We start from the raw sequence: 21,529 nt of genomic DNA on the forward strand, positions 1-21,529 counted from the left end.
AACATGACACTGGAACGTATCAACGCCAGCAATCTCGGTGGCCGCCCGCGCCCGACGGAACGGATCATTCAATTCGGCGAAGGCAACTTCCTGCGCGCCTTCATGGACTGGAAGATCGACCGCATGAACGAGGAGGCCGGCACCGATTACGGAATCGTCGTTGTGCGCCCGATCGACGGCGGCATTCCGGTCTCGCTGAATGACAGCGATGGGGTCTACACCGTGCTCTCCCGCGGTGTTGGCAGCGACGGCGCACCCGTCTCGGACGCTCGCGCCATCGCCGCCGTTCGCCGCGAGATCTCGGCCGTGCAGCAATGGGACGAGGTGCTGAAGCTCGCCCGCAACCCCGATTTCGTCGCGGTGATATCCAACACGACAGAGGCCGGCATTTCCTATGACGCCTCCTGCCGCCCGCACGACGCCCCGCCGGCGAGCTTTCCCGCCAAGGTCACGCGCATGCTGATGGAACGCTATGGAGCCTGCGGCGGCGCGGATGCTCCCGGCTTTCACTTCCTGCCCTGCGAACTGATCGACAAGAACGGCGACACGTTGGAAAAATACGTCTACCAGCACGCCGCCCACTGGGGCCTGCCGGAGGTGTTCATCGCCTGGCTCAAGGCCGAAAACGCGTTCTACAATACGCTGGTGGACCGTATCGTGCCGGGCTTTCCGCGCGACGAGGTGGAAACGCTGGAGGCAGAACTCGGATATCACGACCCGCTGATGGTCACGGGCGAGCTGTTCCATTTCCTCGTCATCGAGAAGCGCGATGACCAGCCCGAACTGGTGCTGCCGATGGCCGAGAAGGACGAGGGCACGATCATCGTTCCGGACGCCTCCGGCTACAAGGAGCGCAAGGTCGCCATTCTGAACGGCGCCCATACGGGCCTGTGCCCGCTGGCGTTGCTGTCGGGCACCGTGTCGGTAAAGCAGGCGATGGACAACCCGGCCGCGAACGCTTTCCTGAAGACCATGCTGGAACAGGAGATCATGCCGCATCTGTCGTTGCCGCCGGAAGAGTTGAAGGCGTTTTGCGACGAGGTGCTCCGCCGTTTTGCCAACCCCTTCATCCTGCATCGGTGGTACGATATCTCGCTCAACGGTCTGGCCAAGTTCCACACCCGTAACCTGCCGCGTTTCAAGGCGCACATGGCCGCGACGGGAGAACCGCCGCGCTGCATGACCCTGTCGCTGGCAGCGTGGCTTGCCTTCTACACAGGGGCGTTCAAAGTCCATGCGGACCTGCCTCCGCGGGATGCCGAGGACGTCGTCGCACGGATGGCGGAGATCGGCGCGCTGAAATCCAGCGATGGCGTCGAGAGCATGGTTCGGGCGTTTCTTGCGGACACGACCATTTGGGGCGAGTCGCTGGCCAGCGACGGCCTCGTGGCGGCCACGACGGAGGCCTATGCATTCCTGACAGAAGAACCGTTTACGCTCGATCGCCTGTCGGATTACTGATCGACCCAATCAGGGATGGCTGCCGCCCGACCCGGCGGCGGCCATCGCTCAAATGGAGCTTCCAGGCGGAGATTTCGGAGTTTCGAGCTCTTCCGGATGCGCCACGACCCAATTCAGAACGCCGCTGATATGGGTCCACATCGCGTGTTTCGCCGCATCCACATCGCGGGCGGCGATCCCGGCCAGCACTTGCGCGTGTTCCGCGCAGACCTCGGCGAGATCCTGCTGCCGCCAGACGCGCGCACGCACGGTCGGCCCGGACACCAGCTCCAGAAGCGATGTCAGGATCGGATTTCCGGCAATCTCCGCAAGGATCACGTGAAACCGTGTATCCGCTTCCATCATGGCATCGAAAGAGGCCGCTTGGGACAGTTCCCTATGGCAGGCATTCAGACGCTCCAGCTCGGCTTCGCTCCGCTTTGCGGCGGCGATGCCGGCAATGTGCAGCTCGATCATCCGCCGGATCTCGAGAAACCAGATCACCGCCTGCGGGCCCGACACGTCCACCGCGAAGCGCAGCGTCTCGATCATACGGGCCGGATCCAGATCCGAGATGTAGGTCCCGTCGCCCTGGCGCGCCTCGAGGATCCGCATCGCCTGCATGGCGCGAACCGCCTCCCGCAGTGAGTTGCGGGACAGGCCGAGTTGCGCGGCAAGTTCCGCTTCGACCGGAAGCCGGTCGCCCGGGCGTAGCTCCCCTGACCGGATCAGTTCCTGAACCAGCGAAATCGCGAGATCCACCTTGCTGTTGCTCATGCGCCGGACTTCCATTGCTGGCCTGTAGGAAATCCCTACAACGCGGCCGCAAGGAAGAAAACATCGGATGATTGTGCGCAACGCCCACACGCTCGCTGCGACAGGGGCTAAACAGCAAAAGGCCGGGGCGAATTCCACCCCGGCCTCGTTGCTCTTCCGACATCACCCGGTTTACCGGGCCCGCGAAGGGATGGTCACTTCAGATCGGCCACCGCGAGCATGTCCATATCGGTGAAGGCCATGTTGTCGCCCGCCATGGCCCAGCAGAAGGTATAGGCGCCGGTGCCGACCCCGGAGTGAATGGACCAGGGCGGGGAAAGCACGGCCTCCTCGCTCGCCATCACGATATGGCGGGTCTCCTGTGCCTCGCCCATGAGGTGGAACACACGCTGGCCCTCGGCCACGTCGAAATAGAGATAGGCCTCCATCCGACGGTCATGGGTATGCGCGGGCATCGTGTTCCAGACCGAACCGCTGTGAAGCTTGGTATAGCCCATCACTAGCTGGCAAGACTGGACGCCGGTTTCGTGGATGCACTGGTAGATTGTCCGGTCGTTCGAGGTCTCCGCCGAGCCGAGCTTCACCTCGTTGGCATCCTCCGGCTTGATCAGCGTGGTGGGGTAAGCCTTATGCGCGGGCGTGGACACGATGTAGAACCGGCCCGGACCGGCGAAACTCACCGGGCCCGCTCCGAGGCCGATATAGAGCATGTCGCCCCGGGCCAGCTCATAGCTTTCCCCGCCGGCGGTGACAGTGCCGGTCTCGCCGATATTCAGGATGCCGGCCTCGCGGCGGGCGAGCCAGGTCTCGGTGCCTGTTTCGGCCACCGCATCAAGCGTCAGCTCCTTGCCCGCGGGCACGGCACCGCCGACGATCATGCGGTCGTAATGGGTGTAGGTCAGGCGGATTTCACCCTCGGCGAACATCTCCGCCACATGGAACCGGTCGCGGATTCCCGCGGTGTCGAGCCCTTTGGCGGTCTCGGGATCGGTGGCGTAGAGCGTGGTTACAGTCAGCATTTTGGGGGCCTTATCAGAGAAAGTCGTCTCGGCGAGGGGTGAAGGTGTCGATGAGCTGGCCTGCCTTCAGGCAGGTGCAGCCGTGCTCGGCATTCGAGGGAATGACGAAACTGTCCCCCGGTCCGACTTCGAAGCTCTCTCCGGCGACGGAAAACCGAAACCGGCCGGAGCGGACATAGGTCGATTGCACATGCGGGTGGCTGTGCAGCGCGCCTTCGCCGCCCTCGGCAAAGGTGAAGGCGACGACCATCAGCTCCGGCGCTTCCGACAGCACCTGCCGTTTCACGCCGCTTCCGGCATCGATTTCAGGGAAATCTTGAAGCATCGATACTTCCTCAGCGGAACAGGGCGGGCAGCCAGAGCGACAGCGCCGGGATGAAGGTTACGAGCAGCAGGGTGAATACGGCCGCGGCATAGAAGGGGCCGATGGAGCGCATCACCTGCCAGATCGAGATCTTGCCGACCGCGCAGCCGACGAAAAGCACGGTTCCGACGGGTGGCGTGCAGAGGCCGATACCGAGGTTCAGGATCAGGATGATACCGAAATGCACCGGGTCCACTCCGAAGGCCATGGCGACCGGCAGGAAGATCGGCGTCGTGATGACGATCAGCGGCGACATGTCCATGAAGGTGCCGAGTACAAGCAGGGTGATGTTGATCAGGAGCAGCACGATGATCGGGTTGTCGGAGATGCCCTGCATGAACTCCACCAGTGTGGCGGGGATCCTCAGGTAGGCAAGCAGCCAGCCGAAGCCCGCCGCGCAGCCGATCACCAGCAACACCATCGCGGTCGTGCGGACGGCCCCGATCGTGGCGCCGACGAAGGCCTCCCACGACAATGTACGGTAGGCGATGAAGGTCGCGAAGAGCGCGTAGACAACGGCGATACAGGAGGATTCGGAGGCGGTGAAGATACCGGAGCGCACGCCGCCGAAGATGATCGCCACGAGGACCAGGCCGGGCAAGGCGTTGATGAACAGGCGTCCAACCATGTTCCAGCCTTCGAACGGTTCGGTCGGATAGTCGCGGCGGCGGGCCATGATCCAGGCCGCAACCATCAGCGAGCAGGCGAGGATGAAGCCCGGAATGATGCCGGCGGTGAAGAGGTCGGCGATGGAGAGTTTGCCGCCCGCCGAGATCGAGTAGATGATCAGGTTGTGCGAGGGCGGTAGCATCAGCGAGATCATTGACGAGGTGACGGTGACTGCCACGGCATAGTCGACATCATATCCACGCTTTTCCATCTGGCCGATCATGATGCCGCCGATGGCGGAGGTATCGGCCGCGGCGGAGCCGGAGATGCCGCCGAACATGACGGATGTCAGGATGTTCACCTGACCCAGGCCGCCCTTGAAGTGGCCTACCATCGAGCCTGCGAGCGCCACGAGCCTTCGGGCGATGTCGCCGCGAACCATCAGTTCGCCGGCATAGATGAAGAAGGGGATCGCCATCAGGGCGAAGACCGAGACGCCCGAGTTCAGGCGCTGGAAGATCACGACCGGCGGCAGGTCCAGATAGACCACGGTCGCGAAGGAAGCCACGCCGAGGCAGAAGGCGATGGGCGTTCCGATGAACAACAGGAAAACGAAGGTGCCGAAGAGGATCCAGTATTCCATCAGCCTTTCTCCTCAATTCGGTTAGCTGGCACGAGGCCATTCAGTTCGTCCTCGTCGATCGTTTCGCCGAAGCGCGCGGTGGGCATACCGGCGGCGCGACGGGCAAGGCGTTCGACAGAGAAGATGATCAACAAGAAACCTCCGCCAACCAGGGGCAGGAAGTCGAAAGCGCCCGAGATTCCGAGCGAGGGGATCGTGTTTCCGGCAGTCTTTGCGATAAGTTGGCTTCCGTACCAGATCATGCCGAACCCGAAGGCGACGACGACGCAATCGGAGATCGAGTAGAGCCAGACCTTCACCCGCATCGGCAAGACCATCAGGAACACGTCGAACGAGAGGTGATAGCCTTCGCGCACGCCGACGGCGGCGCCAAGGAAGATGAACCAGCCCATCACCATGACGGAGCCGGGTTCAGTCCAGATGATGCTGTCATTGAGGACATAACGCCAGAAGACCTGGGCTGCGATCATCGCGGTCATGATGACCAGCCCGGCTCCGGATACATAGAGCGCGATGCTACCGATGATACTCGTGACTCTCGCCACAGAACGCATGAATTCCTGCATACCAATCTCCTGCAGTCGAAGAAGCGGCGGTCGAAGTGACCGCCGCGCCCGATTTTATCTCATTCCACCGCTTGGATGCGGGCCACGAGATCTTTCAGTTTCTCGTCGGTGACGTATTTCTCGTAGACCGGGGCCATGGCCTCGATGAACGGCGTCTTGTCGATATCGGTGATGATCTCGTTGCCGGCGGCGCGGACCTTCTCTTCGGAGGCGGCTTCGCGATCAGCCCAGAGCTTGCGCTGTACGGCAGTGGATTCCTTGGCGGCTTCCATCACCAGCTTCTGGTCTTCCTCGGAGAGTTTCTCCCAGGAGGCTTTCGACATCACCAGAACTTCCGGCACCATCAGGTGCTGGTCAAGCGTGTAGTAGCCGGCGACCTCGAAGTGACCGGAGGACTCGTAGGACGGCCAGTTGTTCTCGGCGCCGTCGATAACACCGGTCTGGATGCCGCTGTAAACCTCGCCATAGGGCATCGGCGTGGCGTTGGCGCCAAGCGCGCCGACCATGTCGACGAAGAGGTCCGACTGCATGACGCGGAACTTCATGCCGGCCAGGTCTTCCATCGAAGTGATCGGTTTCTGGCTGTTGTAGAAGCTGCGCGAACCGGCGTCGTAGGAGGTCAGCGCGATCAGGTCGTGATCGGAGAAGGCACCGAGGATCTCCGCACCAATATCGCCGTCCATCACCTTGTGCATGTGATCAACCGAGCGGAAGATATAAGGCAGCGAGGGGATCTGGCTTTCGGGGATGATGTTGTTGAACGGCCCGAAGGAGACGCGGTTGAGATCGATGACGCCGAACTGGGTCTGTTCGATCGTGTCCTTCTCTTCGCCAAGCTGGGCGGAGTGGAACATCTCGACGCAGATCCGACCATCGGTCTTTTCTTCAAGCATCTTGCCCATGGCCTTGACGCCCTCGACCGTCGGATAACCATCGGGGTGGGTGTCGGCTGCCTTGAGGGTGATTTCGCAGGCGATCGAGGCCGAGGCCATCGCGACGCTTGCAAGCAGGGCGGCGGTTACAGTCTTGAGCATTGTGGGTTCCTCCCGTTGGGTTGCTCTTCAGAGTTTGTAGGCTTGTTTGACAAGCCTGTAGGCAAGGTCTTGGGCGACCTCGAAAGCTTCGTCCTCGGCCAGCCGCCCGGTGCGGACCAGCGTGGCGAGGTATGCGCTGTCCACCCGCCGCGCGACGTCGTGCCGGGCGGGAATGGAGCAGAAGGCGCGGGTGTCGTCGTTGAAACCGACCGTATTGTAGAAACCGGCGGTCTCCGTCGTCATCTCCCGGAAACGCCGCATTCCTTCGGCGCTGTCATGGAACCACCATGCCGGGCCGAGGCGCAGCGCAGGATAGACACCGGCCAGCGGCGCAAGCTCGCGGGCATAGGTTGTCTCGTCCAGCGTGAAGAGGATGATCGTGAGGTTCGGTTCGGTGCCGACAGCGTCGAGCATCGGTTTGAGCGCTGCGACGTAATCCGTGCGACCGGGAATATCGAAGCCCTTGTCGCGACCGAAGAGTTCCATCATCGGTGCGGAATGGTTGCGCCGGGAGCCCGGGTGAATCTGAAGCACCAACCCGTCGTCAAGACTCATGCGCGCCATCTCGGTCAACATGTGACCGCGGAAGGCATCGGCCTCCTCGGGCGTGCACGTTCCTTTCAGGGCTTTTTCGAACAGCGCCACCGCCTCGGATCGGGGGAGATTCTCGGTCCGCGCTGTTGCGTGGCCATGATCCGAGGAGGTGGCGCCGAACTCCTTGAAATACGCCCGACGAATGCGGTGCGCTTCAAGGTAGCCGTCCCAGGTGGTGGCGTCGGTGCCGGCGAGCGCGCCAAGCTTTTCGATGTTCTCCGCAAAGCCCTCGAACTCGGGATCCACGACCGGGTCCGGCCGGTATGCGGTCACCACGTTGCCGTTCCAGTCACTGTCGCGGATCATCTTGTGCCAGCGCAGATCGTCGAGCGGGCTTTCCGTTGTTGCGATAGTCTCGATGCCAAAACGGTCGAACAGGGCGCGGGGGCGGAATTCCGGCTTCGCCAGGCAATCCGAGATGTGGTCATAGAAGGCATCCGCGGTATCGGGCCCGAACCTGCCGGTCAGGCCAAAGACCTCTCGGAAGGAATGGTCCAGCCACATCCGCGAGGGCGTTCCGCGAAACAGGTGAAAGTTCTCGGCGAAGAGGCGCCAGATTTTCCGGCCGTCGGTCTCGACCCGGGTGCCATCTGCATGCGGCACGCCCAGGGCGTCGAGCGAGACCCCTTGCGAAAACAGCATCCGGAACACGTAGTGGTCCGGCGTCACGAACAGCTGCGCGGGATCGGGAAAGGCCGCGTTCTCTGCATACCACCGCGGATCGGTGTGCCCGTGCGGGCTGACGATCGGCAGGTCTTTCACGGTCGAATAGATCTCTGCGGAAAGGCTTCGTACGGACGGCTCAGTCGGGAACAGTCGGTACTTGTCAAGTTCGGGCATGGGTGAATCGCTCCCTGCGAATCCGCGCTAGCAGACAAGTGTTGATCGCTAGTCTGCTAATATGCTAGATGCTCAAACCAGTCAACTGCGGTGTATGCCAATGCCCTTCAAGCCGAACCCCATGTCGCTTGATCCAGTATCGCGTCCCAAAGTTTCGGATCAGGTATATGCGGCACTCCACGCGCAGATCGTGGACCTTTCGCTCCCACCCGGAACCCGGATGTCGGAACTGGACGTCGCCCGGGCTGTTGGGGTCTCCCGACAACCGGTAAGAGACGCCTTTTATCGCTTGGCGCAGCAGGGGTTCGTCGACATTCAGCCGCAGCGCGCCACTAGCGTCAGCCCGATCTCCGTCGAACGTGTCATGCAGGCCCGGTTTGTTCGGACGGCCGTGGAAGTGGAGACCATAAAAGCCGCCAGCCGGAAGGTGACGGAGGCGGACCTGCAGCGGTTGCGCGAGACGCTCGAGCAGCAAGTCGCGGCGGTGAACAATGACGAAAAGTCGCGGTTTCACGCCCTGGATGACGGCTTCCACCAAGAGATCTGCATGATTTCCGGCCACTCCTATGCATGGCAGATCATCAGCGAGAACAAGGCCCATCTCGACCGCGCGCGCCTTCTGTCCTTGTCGTTCAATCTCGAACAGACACTCGAGGAACATTTGAGAATCATGACGGCTCTCGAGGAAAGCAACCCGGAGGAATGTGAAAAACGGATGCGCCGCCATCTGTCACGCCTCGTGGAAGAGATCGGGCGGATCCAGCAAGAGAACCCGAGCTACTTCTCGGTCTGATCCAGTCGCACAATGGCAATAGCCCTGTCAGGGGGCGCTGTTTGTGGCGGGACGCGACCGGTTCAAATACCTTCGAAGCACTCCGGATTTCGCCTGCACGAACGCGGGATAGGGATCCCCCAACGACTCGGCGAACGGTTGCGCCCTTGTAGCGACCAGTTCGAATCCGTCTGTCCCCATACAAACCGGAACGCGCAATATTGAATGCCCACGTGTTGAGCAGGTTTGCGTAGAGCTGCCCAATCTCCTCGCAAACCCGAGGCCCGGCAAACATATTTCTCGGCGGATCGAAACGCGGCGGCCTGCGGCCGAGGCCCTACCAGGCTGAAATAAAATAAAAAATTCTACCGCCCTTGGGCTTCCTTCGATTTCCACCGCTTGGATACGGACCGCCCGAGGTTGACACATTGTTTGGAGGATTTACGGTGATTAAACGATTTTTCACATTCCCCAAACGGCGACACAGCGATTCTCCCCATGCAGCCGAGACTGAAAGAAATCGCAAAGGCACTCGGCGTTTCCACGGCGACCGTCTCCAATGTGCTCTCGGGCAAGGGCCGCGTGTCCGATGAAACCCGCAAGCTCGTCAGCGAAAAGATCCGCGAGGTCGGATACCGCCCCGGCGGGCCTGGCCGCGCCTTGCGCACCGGGCGGAGCGGCGTTCTGGGCTTGGTGCTTCCGGACATCTCGAACCCGCTTTTCCCCGCCCTGGCGCAAGCGATCGAAACCGCGGCCGAGCGCTCGGGGCAAGGCATCCTGATCGCGGATTCACACGCGGATCCCGGCGCCCAGGCCGAGGCATTGCAACGGATGATCCAGCGCGGCGCCGACGGGATCATCATCGTGCCGTGCCGCGGCACGCAGGTCAGCGACCTCCCCCTGCCGGCCGTGGTCATCGATTCCGCCTCGACCCCTGGAAACTGCGTCTGTTCCGACCACCAGCGTGGCGGGCAACAGGCGGTCGAGCACCTGCTGGATCTCGGGCACAGGAAGTTTGCCCTGCTTGGCCAGAGCCGTCGTTCCTCGGTGCAGTCCGACCGAATTGCCGGGATGCAGGCAGCCCTTGCTGCCGGTGCGCACGCCGAAACCTTCTGGTTGGAGGATGGCACACCCGATTTCGCGGAACTGGCCCGGCGCGGTACCACCGCCATTATTGCGACCTCTGACCTGCATGCGCTGACGGCCCTCACGCGGCTACAAGACGCCGGACTCTCGGTGCCCGGTGATGTCAGCGTGATCGGTTTCGACGATCTCAGCTTCTCCGCGCGCATCACGCCGGGCCTGACGACGCTCGCACAGAACATGCCGGAAATCGCCGCCAAGGCGGTTGCGCACCTTTCGCTTCAACTCGAAAGCGCCCCCCTGCCGATGGCTCGGCTGGTGCCGATGGAGTTGGTGGTGCGCGGCTCCACGGGCCCGGCACCAGACTTTCCACCCCGCAAAAAACCAAGCCCCCAACAAGGAGACGTAACGACATGAAGACCCTGGTACTGGCTGGTGTTTCGACGCTGGCGCTCTCGGCCGCGGCAATGGCCGCCGACAAGACCCTGACCATCTCGGTCTATTCCTTCTCCCAGGACGAGTTCAAGGAACTGGTCTACGACCCCTTCGAGAGGATCTGCGGCTGCGAGATCGTCGTGGAGACCGGCAACTCGATCGAGCGCATGGCCAAGATCGAGGCCAACAAGGACGCCCCCGTGATCGACATGGCGGTGCTCTCCACCCATGACGCGCTCGGCGCCGCCCGCAATGGCCTGCTGCAGCCGATCGACGTTTCCGCGCTGTCGAATTACGACAAGCTCTACGACATCGCCAAGGACCCGCTCGGCGACAATATGGGCGTCGGCTACACGTTCTATGCCACCTCCATCGCCTATCGCTCCGACAAGGTGACGGTAGATAGCTGGGCCGACCTGCTGTCGCCGGAACTGGCGGGCAACGTGGCGCTGCCCGATGTCACCACCAACCAGGGCCCGCCGGCGCTCTACATGATCGGCAAGGCGATGGGCGACACCGACAGCTCGCTGACGACGCCCATCGAGGCCGTTGGCGAGAAGGCCGATGACATCGTCACCTTCTATGTCCGGTCTTCCCAGCTTGCGCAGCTGATGCAGCAGGAAGAGATCTGGGCCGCCCCGGTGGGCCGCTTCGCCTGGGGCCGGTTCAAGGATAACGGGCTGCCGATGGCCTGGGCCGAACCCAAGGAAGGCCAGACCGGCGGCATGAACGTGATGGTCATGACCGCCAATAACGGCAACGAGGAACTGGCGCTGCAATTCATGGATTTCTGGCTCTCCACCGAGATCCAGACCGCGCTTGCAAATGCGCTGATCGACAGCCCGGCCAATTCCGAGGTCGTCGTCTCCGACGAGGTTGCCGCCAACCTGACCTACGGCGCCGAGACCGTGGAGCAACTCGACCTGCTCGACCCGGCCACCATTCTCGACAAGCGCGAGAGCTGGCTGGAACAGTGGAACACCAAGGTGATGAAGTAACTCCATGTTCGAAAACCGGGCAATCGGTCTGGCCCTGGTCCTGCCCGCGGCGATCTTCGCCGCGGCGCTTTTCCTGCTGCCGGTCGGCATCCTCCTCTCCGAAGCCTTCCAGACCGAGTCGGGCTGGTCGGTGTCGGCCTATGGCGAATTCTTCGCCTCTCCCCGCAACCAGACGGTGTTTTTCCGCACGCTGAAACTGGCCTCGCTCGTCGCCGGCGTCTCCGCCGTGATCGGCTACGCGGCCGCCTTCGCCATCGTCAACCTGCCGGCCTCCTCGCGCGGACGCATGTTCGGGCTGGTCACGCTGCCGCTGATGATCTCGCCCGTCGCGCGCACCTATGCCTGGCTGGTGATCCTCGGGCGCACCGGCTTCGTCAACAAGATCCTGGTCGATCTCGGCATCACCGAAACGCCGATAAGGATCCTTTTCACCGAAACCGCCGTCTTCATCGGCCTGCTGCAACTCTTCCTGCCGCTGATGATCATCTCGCTGGTCTCCGCGATGGAGAACATGCCGCGCGACGCCGTTCCCGCCGCCCGCATCCTCGGCGCCAACTGGCTGCAGGTTTTCGTCCGCGTGATCCTGCCACTCACACGCGAAGGGCTGGTGATCGGCGGCACGCTGGTCTTCACCGGATCCATGACCGCCTATATCACGCCGGCCATCCTCGGCGGCTCGAAAGTGCTCATGCTGGAAACACTGCTCTACCAGCGCGTGACCGTGGCCAACGATTTCGTCTCCGCCTCGGTCATCGCCATGATCCTGATCGTCATGAGCTTCTCTGCCAACCTGCTGCTCAAGCGGCTCGCCACAGCGAGGAAATCCCGATGAACAGCCGCCTTAGCACGTGGATCATCCTCGGCCTGACACTCACCTTCCTGATCGGGCCGTTCCTGATCATCATCGCCGCCGCGCTCTCGGCGGGCAACAACCTGGCCTTCCCGCCTCAGGGGCTCTCGCTCAAGTGGTTCATCAAGGTCTTCGAGGTGGAAAGCTTCCGCGCCAGCTTCGGCGTCTCGATATTCCTCGCCATCTTCGGCACGCTGGCCGCACTGGTGCTCGGCGTTCCGGCCGCCTACGCGATGACCCGCTACCGGGTTCCCGGCGCCGAGACGGTCAAGCTCATCGTCTCGTCTCCGATCATCGTGCCCGGCATCATCGTCGGCCTCGCGCTGCTGCAATATCTCGTCATCCCGCTCGGTGTCGGGATCGGCCCGGCGCTCTTCCTCGCCCATACCGCACTGATCCTGCCCTACGCGGTCCGCGTCGTCTCGGCCTCAATGGAGAACCTGCGCGTGGACATGGAGGAGGCTGCGTTATTGCTCGGATGCAACCGTTTCGGCGCCTTCCGCCGCATCGTGCTGCCCAATATTCGCGGTGGCGTGCTTGCGGCCTTCATCCTCGGCTTCGTCACCTCCTTCAACCAGGTGCCGGTGTCGCTTTTCCTGTCCGGGCCCGGGCTGCGCACGCTGCCCATCGACATGATCGCCTACATGGAAATCAACTATGACCCGTCGGTCGCGGCCCTTTCGGCGCTGCTGGCCTTCATGTCGGTCGGCATCGTTTTTGCCGCCGAACGCTTTATCGGATTGTCCCGCTATGTCTGACTACGTCTCCCTCAAGGATCTGACGCTCGCCTATGACAAGACCGTCGCCGTGGATCGGCTCAACCTCGACATCCACAAGGGCGAGTTGATCGCGCTGCTGGGCCCGTCGGGCTGCGGCAAGACCACGACCATGCGCGCCATTGCCGGTCTGCTCACCCCGCGCAGCGGCACGGTTCATATCGACGGGCGCGATGTCACCCGCATGCCGCCCAGCCGCCGCGAGGTTGGCCTCGTGTTCCAGTCCTACGCGCTTTTCCCGCATCTCAGCGTCTTCGAGAATGTCGCCTTCGGGCTGCGCCTACGCCGCGAGCCGGACCTGAAAACCAAGGTGATGGATGGGCTGGCGACGGTCGGCCTCACCGAGTTCGCTGACCGGCAGCCTGCCGACCTCTCCGGCGGACAGCAGCAGCGCGTGTCGCTCGCCCGCTCGCTGGTCATGCATCCCAAGGTGCTGCTGCTGGACGAGCCGCTTTCGAACCTCGATGCCCGCCTGCGGCTGGAGATGCGGACCGAGTTGCAGCGCGTGCAGCGCGAGACCGGCATCACCATGGTCTTCGTCACCCATGACCAGGCCGAGGCGCTGGCGCTGGCCGACCGGATCGTGCTCATGCGCAACGGGGCGATCGAGCAGATCGGCTCTGCCGAGGAGATCTACAACGCGCCGGTCTCCGGCTTTGCCGCCGACTTCATGGGGTTCGAGACTATCCTGCCGGGCGAGACCGGCGGCGGTTTGGCATGGCGGCCGGGAGCGGTCGTTCTGGGCCACGGGCCGCATCAGGGCGAGATCCGCGGCGCGTCCTTTGCCGGCGAACGCCGCGAATACGTGCTCGAAAGCGCCTTCGGCACGATCAAGGCGGATGTGCCCGTGTCCGAGACCCGTTTCGAAATCGGTCAGCAAGTAGCCTTCGATCTGCCGCGCGAGAGCGCGGTGGAACTGGCGCGGATCGACTGATGGGCATCTGGATCGACACCGACATGGGGGGCGACGATCTCTTCGCGATCCTGCTCGCCATGCGCGCGAAGGACGTGGACGGGATTTCGCTGAGCTTCGGCAATGCCCCCCTGCCGCAGGTCCGCGCCAATGCGGCCGGGGCCGCTGAGGCCTTTGGCTGGCGGGTGCCGGTTCATTCCGGGGCCGACAGATCCATCCTCGGCACGGTCACCACGGCACAATACGCGCTTGGATCGACCGGCATCCCGACCCGTGGCGCAAGACTGCCAGCGGCGCAGGCCGATCACGGCGACGCCTTGCCTGCGCTCGCAGACTGGCTCGCAGATGAGACCGAAGCGGAGATACTCGCCCTCGGCCCGCTCACCAATCTTGCGATCCTCGTACTTGCCCGCCCGGACCTTCTCCACCGGATCGGCCGTGTCACCTGGATGGGCGGGGCGATCGGGCGCGGCAATCATACCGCCTCCGCCGAGTTCAACGCCGCCGCAGACCCGGAGGCGATTGCCATCCTGCTCGCCCGGAACGTGCCGATCACGATGGTCGATCTCGAGGCCTGTCGCAGGGTAGAGATTGTCGAGGCGGATGTTGCAGCCACCAACTGCACGCCGCTGCTGCGCGACCTGCTAGGCGGCTATCTCGATATCGCGTTGAGCCGGGGCCGCCCGGCCATGGCGCTCTACGATCCGGTCGCCGTGGCCCTTCTGGCCGCTCCCGAGCTTTTCACCACTACGCCTGCGGAAGTCACCGTCGAACTGGCCGGAGCGCTCACCCGTGGCCGCACCATCGTCGATCAACGCGCCCCTCAGCGTGCCAACGCCCGTATCGTGCAGGATCTGGACGCCGCCGCCGTGAAGGCGCTCTGCCTCTCCGCGCTGGAGGACCATCCATGACCCCGGAACCACAGGACCTGAACAATGCCGAGCTGCGTGACCAAGCCGTCGCCGCGGCGCGGGGCGATGCCGCTTTCGACCGGTTGATCCGGGGCGCAACGCTGGCCGATGTGGTCACGGGAGAGCTGCGCCCTGCCGATATCGGTCTCGTCGGACCGCTCATCGCCTCCGTCCACCCGACCGGACAGCGCGAGGATGCCACGGAGATCATCGACGCCACCGGGCTCATCGCCGCGCCCGGGCTGATCGATACGCATATGCATGTCGAAAGCTCCATGGTCACGCCGGAGACCTATGCCCGCGCCGTCCTGCCGCGCGGCGTCACGACGATCGTCTGGGATCCTCATGAATTCGGCAATGTCGCGGGGCTGGCCGGTGTCGACTATGCGCTGGACTGCGCCGCCCGCGCCGCGCTCCGCATCCTGCCGCTCGCCCCCTCCTGCGTGCCCTCCGCGCCCGGCTACGAGACCGCCGGGGCCGATTTCGACGCGCGGGTGATCGAGCGGATGCTGGCGCTACCCGGCATCCACGGGCTGGCCGAGGTGATGGACATGCGCGCGGTGACCGCCCGCACGGAGCGGATGCGCGGCATCGTGCAATCCGGGTTGAGCTCCGGCAAGCTCGTTTGCGGCCATGCCCGCAGCCTTTCCGGCGCAGCGCTTCAGGCCTATGCCGCCACCGGCATCAGCTCGGATCACGAGATCACATCGGCCGAAGACCTGCTGGAAAAGATTCGCGCCGGGCTGACAATCGAGTTGCGCGGATCGCACCCCTACCTGCTGCCGGAGTTCGCGGCGGCATTGCAGTCCCTGCCGCAGATGCCGCCGACGGTGACGCTCTGCTCCGATGATGTTTTCCCGGACAACCTGCTGGACACCGGTGCCGTCGACGAGATGCTGCGCCGCATAATCGCCCACGGGCTCGACCCGATGCGCGCACTGCAGGCGGCAACGCTCAACGCCGCAATCCGCATCGAGCGCCGCGATATCGGCCTGATCGGTCCCGGCAAACGTGCCGACATCATCCTGCTGGAAGACCTGAAAACGGTCCGCGTCCGGCAAGTCCTGCGCAACGGAACTCCCCTTGGCGAGACTGGCGCCGCCTCCCGTTTCCCCGACGCCTTCCTCGACACCTGCGCCCTCCCGAACTTCACACCCAGCGACTTCACCGTTCCAGCCGAGGGCCCGACCGTCCGCCTCACAACCATCTCCCGCCCCCGCTTCACCGAGTGGGGCGAGGTGTCGGCAGAGGTGAAAGATGGCGTGATCGTTCCGCCGGAGGGCACCACGATGATCGCGGTCATCAATCGCCACGGCGGCGATACGGCGCCGAAAGTCGGGTTCCTGCAAGGCTGGGGCCAGTGGAACGGCGCTTTCGCGACAAGCGTCAGCCATGATAGCCACAACCTCACCATCTTCGGTAGCACGTCCGAAGACATGGCCGCCGCCGCCAACGCGGTGATCGCGGCGCGGGGCGGTATGGCCGTGGCACAGCACGGCGAAGCAATCGCCACGCTGCCCCTGCCGGTGGCCGGCCTCGTCTCCGATGCGCCACTGGCGCAGGTCGCGGCGGAATTCGCTGCCGTTCGGACCGCGATGGAACGTGTCGTAGAGTGGGAGCCGCCATACCTGACATTAAAGGCGCTGGTCGGCGCGACCCTTGCCTGCAATGCCGGCCCGCACCAGACCGATCTCGGCATCGCGGATTCCCATGCCGGAATCCTGCGCCCCTCGCCAATCCTGTCCGAAAGCTCAGGCTGACAGCGCCCGCCGCGCCACCTCGGCCCAGAAGGCAACGCCCGTCGCGATAGCGGCGTCGTTGAAATCATAGCCGGTATTGTGGTGCAACGCCCCGTCCACGGCCGGCCCGTTGCCAAGCCAGACATAGGCGCCCGGCACCTCCTGCCCGAAAAAGGCGAAATCGTCCCCCGCGGTCGAGGGCGGGAAATCCTCGCGCACGCCGCCATGTGCCACCGCCTGCGCCGCTGCCAGTGCCACCGCCGTGGCGCTCGCATCGTTGACCACCGGCGGGATGCGTCGGATGAAGGTGTATTCCGCCTCGACGCCCATGGCCTGCGCGATACCTTTGGCCAACCGTCCGATCTCGGTTTCCAACTGGTCCCGTACTTCCGGGGTATAGGCCCGGGCCGTGCCACCGATTTCGACGAAATCCGGGATCACGTTCAACGCTTCCGGATCGCCAGCCGCGACCGAACAGGCGCTGACCACAGCCGGTTGCAGCGGATCGACCACCCGCCCCGGAATGGTCTGCAGCGCCGCAAGGAAATGCCCCGCCGCCGTTACCGGGTCGCGCCCCAGATGCGGCTTCGCCCCGTGGGTTCCGACCCCGCGCAACGTCACCCGCCAGCTATCGGAGGAAGCAAGCTGCGGCCCGTCCACAACGGCCATCTCGTCCACCCCCAGCCCCGGCATGTTGTGCAGGCCAAAGACCATGTCGCAGGGAAATTGCTCGAACAGGCCTGCTTCGACCATCGCCCGCGCGCCGCCACGCCCTTCCTCAGCCGGTTGGAAGATGAAATACACGTTGCCTTCGGGCGGATCGGCCGCCAGTGCCGCCGCCGCGCCGAGCAGCATCACCGTGTGTCCGTCATGCCCGCAGGCATGCATCTTCCCGGACGCGGTGGAGACCCAGGGCGGCGTTCCTGTCTCGGGCATGGCCAGCGCGTCCATATCGGCGCGCAACCCCACGGCCCCTGCCCCGCCACCACGCAGCGCCCCGACCACGCCGGTGCCCGCGATCCCTTCCGTAACCTCCAGCCCTAGATCGCGTAAGAAAGCGGCAACAATCCCCGCAGTGCGCGTTTCCTCGAAACCAAGCTCGGGATGGGCATGCAGGTCTCGCCGGATTTCGGTCAGGCGCGGAAGGTCGATGGACGCTGGATCAATCATGGCGCTATAGGTAGCCATCTCTTCCGGGTTTGAACAGGATGTACATGATGGAACCGCATGAATTCTGGCAGGAAATCCACCCGCCCGAGGATGCCGTCCCTCCCCCCTGGCAAGACCGCTTTCCCGCCGAACTGCCGGACGGGCGCATCCTGTTCCTGCCGATCCGCGCCCTGGGGGATACCGGCACCGGAATTGCGTCGCTGATCCTCAACCAGGCCGGTTTCGCGGTCGAAACAACACTTGCCGATTCCCTCGCGGCGCGCCTTTCACCCCTGGATATCGACGTTGTCGTGGGCTTGCCCACGCTTGGCCTGTCGCTCGCGCGGGCCGTTGCCGAACGGCTCGGCCATGCGCGCTACATCCCTTTGGGGACGTCCCGCAAGTTCTGGTATCGCGACGAGCTTTCGGTGCCGCTCAGCTCGATCACCAGCCCCGACACCGTCAAGCGGCTCTATTTCGACCCCCGCCTGCTGCCGCTGCTCGAGGGAGCGAGGATCGCCCTGATCGATGACGTCATCAGCACCGGAACCTCGATTTCGGCCGGGCTCGACCTGCTGCAACTGGTCGGCCACCGGCCAGAGGCAATCGGCACCGCGATGCTGCAGACCTCGCGTTGGAATGAAACGTTGTGCGTCGAGCGGGGAATAGACGCGAACCGTGTTCACGGGGTGATCCAGACGCCGCTCCTCCAAGCCACGGCCGACGGATGGCGGCGTCAGAAACCTCAGTAGTGCTTCACTCCGTCTTGCCGTCCGGACGCCGCCGGAATGGTGTCGGACATCCCCCTCCGGGGTTTGGGTCGCGCCGCAGCGCAAAAGGTCCTTCCTGTCGTGGATCATTCGCTTGAAACCCAGGGCCGTTTTTCCGGCTCGACACCTTCCATCAGCAACCAACCGCCACAGCCACGATGCCAGATGCCGCCCTGGCCAGCGCCCGATGCCTCGACGGTGCTTGCCCGTTCGGACCTTAAGGTCAGCGGCCGATTGGCACGGGAAATCTGCGCGCGAACACCTGCAAGCCGGTTTTGTACCCTGCATTCAGAACGCAGCGCCGGGAATTTCGGGTCCGAAGCTGACCTTTCTGATCGCCGATCCCGAGCGAACGGTCTTGCCGTAAGCCACCTGTCTCAAAGACTTGGCGTGTCCGCCCCCCCTGCCGAGCACTCCCTCTCAGATGCCATCCATCCGGGATTCTCTTGCCGAGCAAACCGGACAGTCCGGCTGCCGCGGAAGCTCCATTTCCTGCCACTCGGCCGCGAGTGCATCATAGAGCAGGAGCCGCCCGGTGAGCGCGCTTCGGCCTCTCACCAACAGGTGCAGCACTTCGGCCGCCTGCATGGAACCGATCGTACCAGTGAGCGGCGCGAACACACCGAGGCTCGCACAGCGATCCTCGTAGACAGGGCTGTCTTCCGGAAACAGGCACGCGTAGCAGGGAGAGCTTTCCTGCCGCGGATCGTAAACGGACATCTGGCCGGCAAACCGGATTGCCGCGCCACTGACAAAGGGTTTGCCCAGCGCGAAGCACGCCCGGTTCACGGCATGCCGGGTCGAGAAATTGTCACTCGCCTCAACGACCACGTCCGCCTGGCGGACAAGCTCCGGAAGCTACTCCGGCCCGACGCGCGCCGGAACCGCGTTCACATGGCAATCCGGGTTGAGACTGGCGACCGCGATCCGGCTCGACTCGGCCTTGTTCATGCCTATCCGCGCCTCGCGGTGCAGAGTTTGGCGCTGAAGGTTTGTCATGTCGACGTCATCGCCATCGCAGATGGTGAGCTGTCCGACCCCTGCCCCCGCCAGGTAGGTCGCGACCGGAGACCCCAACCCGCCGGCGCCAATGACGAGGACATGGCCGGAGAGAATCCGCTCCTGCCCCTCGATTTCGATGTCCTTGAGGAGAATATGGCGGCTGTACCGCAACAGTTGGCGATCATCCATGGGGCACTTCCTGAGTCAACCTCCCCCGCGGCGCATGGCCAGATCCATGCGTTTCAGCAACGCCTTGCGTTCCTCCTGGGTTCCGCCGGTGAAGCGGAGCCGCGCGGTGAGAGTCGGCAAGCGCATCAGCGCGATCACCCGATCGGGGCCCGGCTCAAGCTGTATCTCGAGGCGCGCCCGGTCGTCCGTGACAACGAAATCGGTTGGACCGCCAGAAACGCCCTCGGGAAAGGAAAGCCGCAGGCCATGCGCATATTCCGCCAGGGTCGAGGAAACCTCGCGTTCCAGAAAGCTCAACGCATCCGACACGCCTATCCCCCGGCGACCGGTGGCCAGATCGCCAGCACTTCCCCGTCCTTGAGATCGCGCTGCGCCCGGTCCTCCGGCTTGATGAAAACGCCGTCGACCAGCACCAAATGCACCAGCCTGTCCGGCAAGTGGAAGCGTTCGATGATCGCGGCCACGGACTCGCCATCGCCGATGTCGATATCGATCTGGTTGGCCTGCGCTGCCGACGGCAGGTAGTCCGAAAGGCTCGCGAAGAGCTTCAGTTTTGCCTGCATCCTAACCTGCCAATGCGCCCGGTTGCTGCGCGCAGGCAAGATAGGCCTCGGACAGGCGCAGGGGTTCCTTCATCAGGACATCCTTCCATTTTCCCAAGGCCACCCTCCCTTGGATCAGCCCGCGTATTACGCCCACATGCTGCGTCAGGCCGATAGACGTCGCTCCGATCAGAACGTCGCCATCGAATTGCAGCGAGATGTAGCGGTGGCGTTCCGGGTCGGAGAGTTCGACACTCTCGCCCCCTTCCACGCCTTCCGATTGTCCGAAGGAGCCGGAAATCAGGCCGAGCGTGTCGAGCACGTTGATCGGAAGGACGCCGTGCATACGCGCGTCCCGACCGGCCATATTGAGCGCCGCGGCACGTGCTTCGTCCACCGCGTTGGGCTGAATGGCAGAGAAGAACGGCTTGCCAGTGAAAAGGTCGGGCGCCGCCACCACATCGCCCGCGGCAAAGATGTCGGGCACCGATGTCTCCATCCGGTCGTCGGTATGGATTCCGTCGGTGATGTCGATGCTGGTTCCTTCGAGGAACTCGACATTGGGCCGCACACCGGCCGAAATGATCACCGCGTGGCACGCAATCTTCTCGCCACTGGACAGGGTAACCGTCAGTTCGTCCTCGTCGGCATCGACAGACGCGGCGGCCGGTTCCGGTGTGTCCTCGTGACCGGTCAACTTCTCGATGACCGATTTCAGGAAAGACTTTTCCTCCGTCGGTTCCGGCGTATCCGCTTCGGTCAGATCGATGCGCTCGATCTTGGTGCTGGTGACGACGTTGATGCCTTTCTTCTGCACCCAGTCCTTGATCATGCCCCCGGCTTCGGTGGTCATCATGCGTGGCACCATGCGATCTCCGAGCTCGACGACCGTAAGATCCGTGCCGCGCAGGCTCAGGGCTTCCATGATGATGCAGCCGATGAACCCCGCCCCCAGTTGCACCACGTGAGCCCCCTGTTTTTGGGTCAGGGCGGCGATGTGGCGGGCATCGTCCAGCGTCCAGCAGGTATGGACGTTGGGCAGGTCGCCCCCCGGGATCGGCGGCAGGATTGGCCGCGCGCCGGTGGCGATAAGAAGCTTGTCATAGGTCTCGGTGCTGCCGTCCTCGAACTGGACGGTCTTGGTCGACGGATCGACCCCAGTGGCGCGCCCAACCTTCAGCTCGATCCCGAGCTTCTCGAAATGGCCTTCGGTCTTGCGCAGATAGGTGCCGGACTCGTCGATATTCTCTTCGAGCAGATAGGGGATCGCCATCCGGGAATAGGGAGGCTCGGGTTCTGCCCCGACAAGCGTGATCGAACAGGTCGGGTCGGTCTTGCGGATGGTCTCTGCCGCGACCACGCCGGCCGGGCCGTTCCCGAGGATGAGATGTTTCATGATTTCCTCTTATGCCTCGCTCCATGGGCAGAAAGGATTCATAGCCCAATCTGGCGGACGCTCCCCTTTCCGGAGGAAAGGGGAGCGTCCGCGTCCTTTTGGAAGTCTGCCTGCGGCT

21 protein-coding genes and 1 pseudogene are annotated in these 21,529 nt (G+C 63.7%); 10 read left to right on the forward strand and 12 right to left on the reverse strand.

The genetic code is table 11. From position 1 onward, the window contains the following. The first annotated feature begins 3 nt into the window (after nucleotides 1-3). Complete coding sequence (locus BLR85_RS11720) at nucleotides 4-1,461, forward strand: tagaturonate reductase (protein ID WP_212635077.1); 1,458 nt, start codon at nucleotides 4-6, stop codon at nucleotides 1,459-1,461. A gap of 48 nt (nucleotides 1,462-1,509) precedes the next feature. Here BLR85_RS11720 and BLR85_RS11725 read toward each other — a convergent pair whose 3' ends face one another. From BLR85_RS11725 to uxaC, 7 genes are all read right to left on the reverse strand, one after another. Then, the gene (locus BLR85_RS11725; protein ID WP_170844547.1) at nucleotides 1,510-2,217 is read right to left on the reverse strand and encodes a FadR/GntR family transcriptional regulator; all 708 of its coding nucleotides are present in this window, start codon (nucleotides 2,215-2,217) and stop codon (nucleotides 1,510-1,512) included. A 194-nt stretch (nucleotides 2,218-2,411) separates the two neighbouring features. Continuing rightward, nucleotides 2,412-3,236, reverse strand: coding sequence for a 5-dehydro-4-deoxy-D-glucuronate isomerase (gene kduI / locus BLR85_RS11730; RefSeq protein ID WP_093155816.1), 825 nt, complete (start codon nucleotides 3,234-3,236; stop codon nucleotides 2,412-2,414). A 13-nt stretch (nucleotides 3,237-3,249) separates the two neighbouring features. Continuing rightward, nucleotides 3,250-3,561, reverse strand: coding sequence for a cupin domain-containing protein (locus BLR85_RS11735; protein ID WP_093155818.1), 312 nt, complete (start codon nucleotides 3,559-3,561; stop codon nucleotides 3,250-3,252). Nucleotides 3,562-3,571: 10 nt separating this feature from the next. Then, nucleotides 3,572-4,852, reverse strand: a complete 1,281-nt coding sequence (locus tag BLR85_RS11740) for a TRAP transporter large permease (RefSeq protein ID WP_093155821.1) — start codon at nucleotides 4,850-4,852, stop codon at nucleotides 3,572-3,574. Next, nucleotides 4,852-5,418 (reverse strand): TRAP transporter small permease, encoded by a 567-nt coding sequence (locus tag BLR85_RS11745; RefSeq protein WP_093155824.1) that lies wholly within the window; start codon nucleotides 5,416-5,418, stop codon nucleotides 4,852-4,854. Before BLR85_RS11745 ends, BLR85_RS11740 begins: the two co-directional genes overlap by 1 nt. Before the next feature lie 59 nt (nucleotides 5,419-5,477). Further along, nucleotides 5,478-6,452: a TRAP transporter substrate-binding protein gene (locus BLR85_RS11750; RefSeq protein ID WP_093155827.1), complete on the reverse strand. Its 975-nt coding sequence runs from the start codon at nucleotides 6,450-6,452 to the stop codon at nucleotides 5,478-5,480. Between the two features lie 27 nt (nucleotides 6,453-6,479). After that, nucleotides 6,480-7,886, reverse strand: coding sequence for a glucuronate isomerase (gene uxaC, locus BLR85_RS11755; RefSeq protein ID WP_093155830.1), 1,407 nt, complete (start codon nucleotides 7,884-7,886; stop codon nucleotides 6,480-6,482). A 121-nt stretch (nucleotides 7,887-8,007) separates the two neighbouring features. On the opposite strand from uxaC, the gene BLR85_RS11760 reads away from it, so the two are divergent. The 8 genes from BLR85_RS11760 to BLR85_RS11795 all read left to right on the forward strand — a co-directional run bounded on the left by BLR85_RS11760 (nucleotide 8,008) and on the right by BLR85_RS11795 (nucleotide 16,384). Beyond that, on the forward strand, nucleotides 8,008-8,679 hold the full coding sequence (locus BLR85_RS11760; RefSeq protein WP_244520703.1) for a GntR family transcriptional regulator: 672 nt from the start codon (nucleotides 8,008-8,010) through the stop codon (nucleotides 8,677-8,679). A 477-nt stretch (nucleotides 8,680-9,156) separates the two neighbouring features. Then, a complete protein-coding gene (locus BLR85_RS11765) occupies nucleotides 9,157-10,158 on the forward strand; it encodes a LacI family DNA-binding transcriptional regulator (protein ID WP_093155836.1) in 1,002 nt (333 codons plus the stop codon). Beyond that, nucleotides 10,155-11,174, forward strand: a complete 1,020-nt coding sequence (locus BLR85_RS11770; protein WP_093155839.1) for an ABC transporter substrate-binding protein — start codon at nucleotides 10,155-10,157, stop codon at nucleotides 11,172-11,174. Before BLR85_RS11765 ends, BLR85_RS11770 begins: the two co-directional genes overlap by 4 nt. A gap of 4 nt (nucleotides 11,175-11,178) precedes the next feature. Further along, on the forward strand, nucleotides 11,179-12,006 hold the full coding sequence (locus tag BLR85_RS11775) for an ABC transporter permease (protein ID WP_093155842.1): 828 nt from the start codon (nucleotides 11,179-11,181) through the stop codon (nucleotides 12,004-12,006). After that, nucleotides 12,003-12,782, forward strand: coding sequence for an ABC transporter permease (locus tag BLR85_RS11780; protein WP_093155845.1), 780 nt, complete (start codon nucleotides 12,003-12,005; stop codon nucleotides 12,780-12,782). The genes BLR85_RS11775 and BLR85_RS11780 overlap by 4 nt, the downstream gene beginning before the upstream one ends. After that, entirely contained in the window at nucleotides 12,775-13,734 is a 960-nt protein-coding gene (locus BLR85_RS11785; RefSeq protein ID WP_093155848.1) for an ABC transporter ATP-binding protein, read from the forward strand. The genes BLR85_RS11780 and BLR85_RS11785 overlap by 8 nt, the downstream gene beginning before the upstream one ends. Continuing rightward, nucleotides 13,734-14,624 carry a nucleoside hydrolase gene (locus BLR85_RS11790; protein ID WP_093155850.1) on the forward strand — a complete coding sequence of 297 codons (891 nt, stop codon included), beginning with the start codon at nucleotides 13,734-13,736 and terminating at the stop codon, nucleotides 14,622-14,624. The genes BLR85_RS11785 and BLR85_RS11790 overlap by 1 nt, the downstream gene beginning before the upstream one ends. Continuing rightward, the gene (locus BLR85_RS11795) at nucleotides 14,621-16,384 is read left to right on the forward strand and encodes an adenine deaminase (protein ID WP_093155853.1); all 1,764 of its coding nucleotides are present in this window, start codon (nucleotides 14,621-14,623) and stop codon (nucleotides 16,382-16,384) included. The genes BLR85_RS11790 and BLR85_RS11795 overlap by 4 nt, the downstream gene beginning before the upstream one ends. Here BLR85_RS11795 and BLR85_RS11800 read toward each other — a convergent pair. Beyond that, complete coding sequence (locus BLR85_RS11800; protein ID WP_244520704.1) at nucleotides 16,376-17,551, reverse strand: amidohydrolase; 1,176 nt, start codon at nucleotides 17,549-17,551, stop codon at nucleotides 16,376-16,378. The genes BLR85_RS11795 and BLR85_RS11800 overlap by 9 nt on opposite strands. A 29-nt stretch (nucleotides 17,552-17,580) precedes the next feature. Between BLR85_RS11800 and BLR85_RS11805 the strand changes: the two genes are divergently transcribed. Further along, nucleotides 17,581-18,264, forward strand: a complete 684-nt coding sequence (locus BLR85_RS11805; RefSeq protein WP_093155944.1) for a phosphoribosyltransferase — start codon at nucleotides 17,581-17,583, stop codon at nucleotides 18,262-18,264. 438 nt (nucleotides 18,265-18,702) lie between these two features. Here BLR85_RS11805 and BLR85_RS29860 read toward each other — a convergent pair. From BLR85_RS29860 to BLR85_RS11825, 4 genes and pseudogenes are all read right to left on the reverse strand, one after another. After that, nucleotides 18,703-19,473, reverse strand: a pseudogene (locus BLR85_RS29860) (HesA/MoeB/ThiF family protein). A gap of 15 nt (nucleotides 19,474-19,488) precedes the next feature. After that, entirely contained in the window at nucleotides 19,489-19,782 is a 294-nt protein-coding gene (locus tag BLR85_RS11815) for a hypothetical protein (protein WP_093155858.1), read from the reverse strand. Between the two features lie 2 nt (nucleotides 19,783-19,784). After that, complete coding sequence (locus BLR85_RS11820; protein WP_093155862.1) at nucleotides 19,785-20,036, reverse strand: MoaD/ThiS family protein; 252 nt, start codon at nucleotides 20,034-20,036, stop codon at nucleotides 19,785-19,787. Nucleotide 20,037: 1 nt separating this feature from the next. Beyond that, the gene (locus BLR85_RS11825; RefSeq protein ID WP_093155865.1) at nucleotides 20,038-21,411 is read right to left on the reverse strand and encodes an NAD(P)/FAD-dependent oxidoreductase; all 1,374 of its coding nucleotides are present in this window, start codon (nucleotides 21,409-21,411) and stop codon (nucleotides 20,038-20,040) included. Nucleotides 21,412-21,529: the final 118 nt, after the last annotated feature.

Origin of the sequence: Aliiruegeria lutimaris (assembly GCF_900099935.1) — a bacterium.
Taxonomy (GTDB): Bacteria; Pseudomonadota; Alphaproteobacteria; order Rhodobacterales; family Rhodobacteraceae; genus Tropicimonas; species Tropicimonas lutimaris.

Excerpts from the sequence above, each read along its gene's own strand:
- BLR85_RS11770 (WP_093155839.1), top strand. The coding sequence starts at position 10,155 with ATGAAGACCCTGGTACTGGCTGGTGTTTCGACGCTGGCGCTCTCGGCC.
- BLR85_RS11745 (WP_093155824.1), bottom strand. The coding sequence starts at position 5,418 with ATGCAGGAATTCATGCGTTCTGTGGCGAGAGTCACGAGTATCATCGGT.
- kduI (WP_093155816.1), bottom strand. The coding sequence starts at position 3,236 with ATGCTGACTGTAACCACGCTCTACGCCACCGATCCCGAGACCGCCAAA.
- BLR85_RS11760 (WP_244520703.1), top strand. The coding sequence starts at position 8,008 with ATGTCGCTTGATCCAGTATCGCGTCCCAAAGTTTCGGATCAGGTATAT.
- BLR85_RS11765 (WP_093155836.1), top strand. The coding sequence starts at position 9,157 with ATGCAGCCGAGACTGAAAGAAATCGCAAAGGCACTCGGCGTTTCCACG.
- BLR85_RS11725 (WP_170844547.1), bottom strand. The coding sequence starts at position 2,217 with ATGAGCAACAGCAAGGTGGATCTCGCGATTTCGCTGGTTCAGGAACTG.
- uxaC (WP_093155830.1), bottom strand. The coding sequence starts at position 7,886 with ATGCCCGAACTTGACAAGTACCGACTGTTCCCGACTGAGCCGTCCGTA.
- BLR85_RS11785 (WP_093155848.1), top strand. The coding sequence starts at position 12,775 with ATGTCTGACTACGTCTCCCTCAAGGATCTGACGCTCGCCTATGACAAG.
- BLR85_RS11790 (WP_093155850.1), top strand. The coding sequence starts at position 13,734 with ATGGGCATCTGGATCGACACCGACATGGGGGGCGACGATCTCTTCGCG.
- BLR85_RS11820 (WP_093155862.1), bottom strand. The coding sequence starts at position 20,036 with ATGCAGGCAAAACTGAAGCTCTTCGCGAGCCTTTCGGACTACCTGCCG.
- BLR85_RS11750 (WP_093155827.1), bottom strand. The coding sequence starts at position 6,452 with ATGCTCAAGACTGTAACCGCCGCCCTGCTTGCAAGCGTCGCGATGGCC.
- BLR85_RS11795 (WP_093155853.1), top strand. The coding sequence starts at position 14,621 with ATGACCCCGGAACCACAGGACCTGAACAATGCCGAGCTGCGTGACCAA.
- BLR85_RS11775 (WP_093155842.1), top strand. The coding sequence starts at position 11,179 with ATGTTCGAAAACCGGGCAATCGGTCTGGCCCTGGTCCTGCCCGCGGCG.
- BLR85_RS11825 (WP_093155865.1), bottom strand. The coding sequence starts at position 21,411 with ATGAAACATCTCATCCTCGGGAACGGCCCGGCCGGCGTGGTCGCGGCA.
- BLR85_RS11800 (WP_244520704.1), bottom strand. The coding sequence starts at position 17,551 with ATGGCTACCTATAGCGCCATGATTGATCCAGCGTCCATCGACCTTCCG.
- BLR85_RS11780 (WP_093155845.1), top strand. The coding sequence starts at position 12,003 with ATGAACAGCCGCCTTAGCACGTGGATCATCCTCGGCCTGACACTCACC.
- BLR85_RS11735 (WP_093155818.1), bottom strand. The coding sequence starts at position 3,561 with ATGCTTCAAGATTTCCCTGAAATCGATGCCGGAAGCGGCGTGAAACGG.
- BLR85_RS11720 (WP_212635077.1), top strand. The coding sequence starts at position 4 with ATGACACTGGAACGTATCAACGCCAGCAATCTCGGTGGCCGCCCGCGC.
- BLR85_RS11740 (WP_093155821.1), bottom strand. The coding sequence starts at position 4,852 with ATGGAATACTGGATCCTCTTCGGCACCTTCGTTTTCCTGTTGTTCATC.
- BLR85_RS11805 (WP_093155944.1), top strand. The coding sequence starts at position 17,581 with ATGGAACCGCATGAATTCTGGCAGGAAATCCACCCGCCCGAGGATGCC.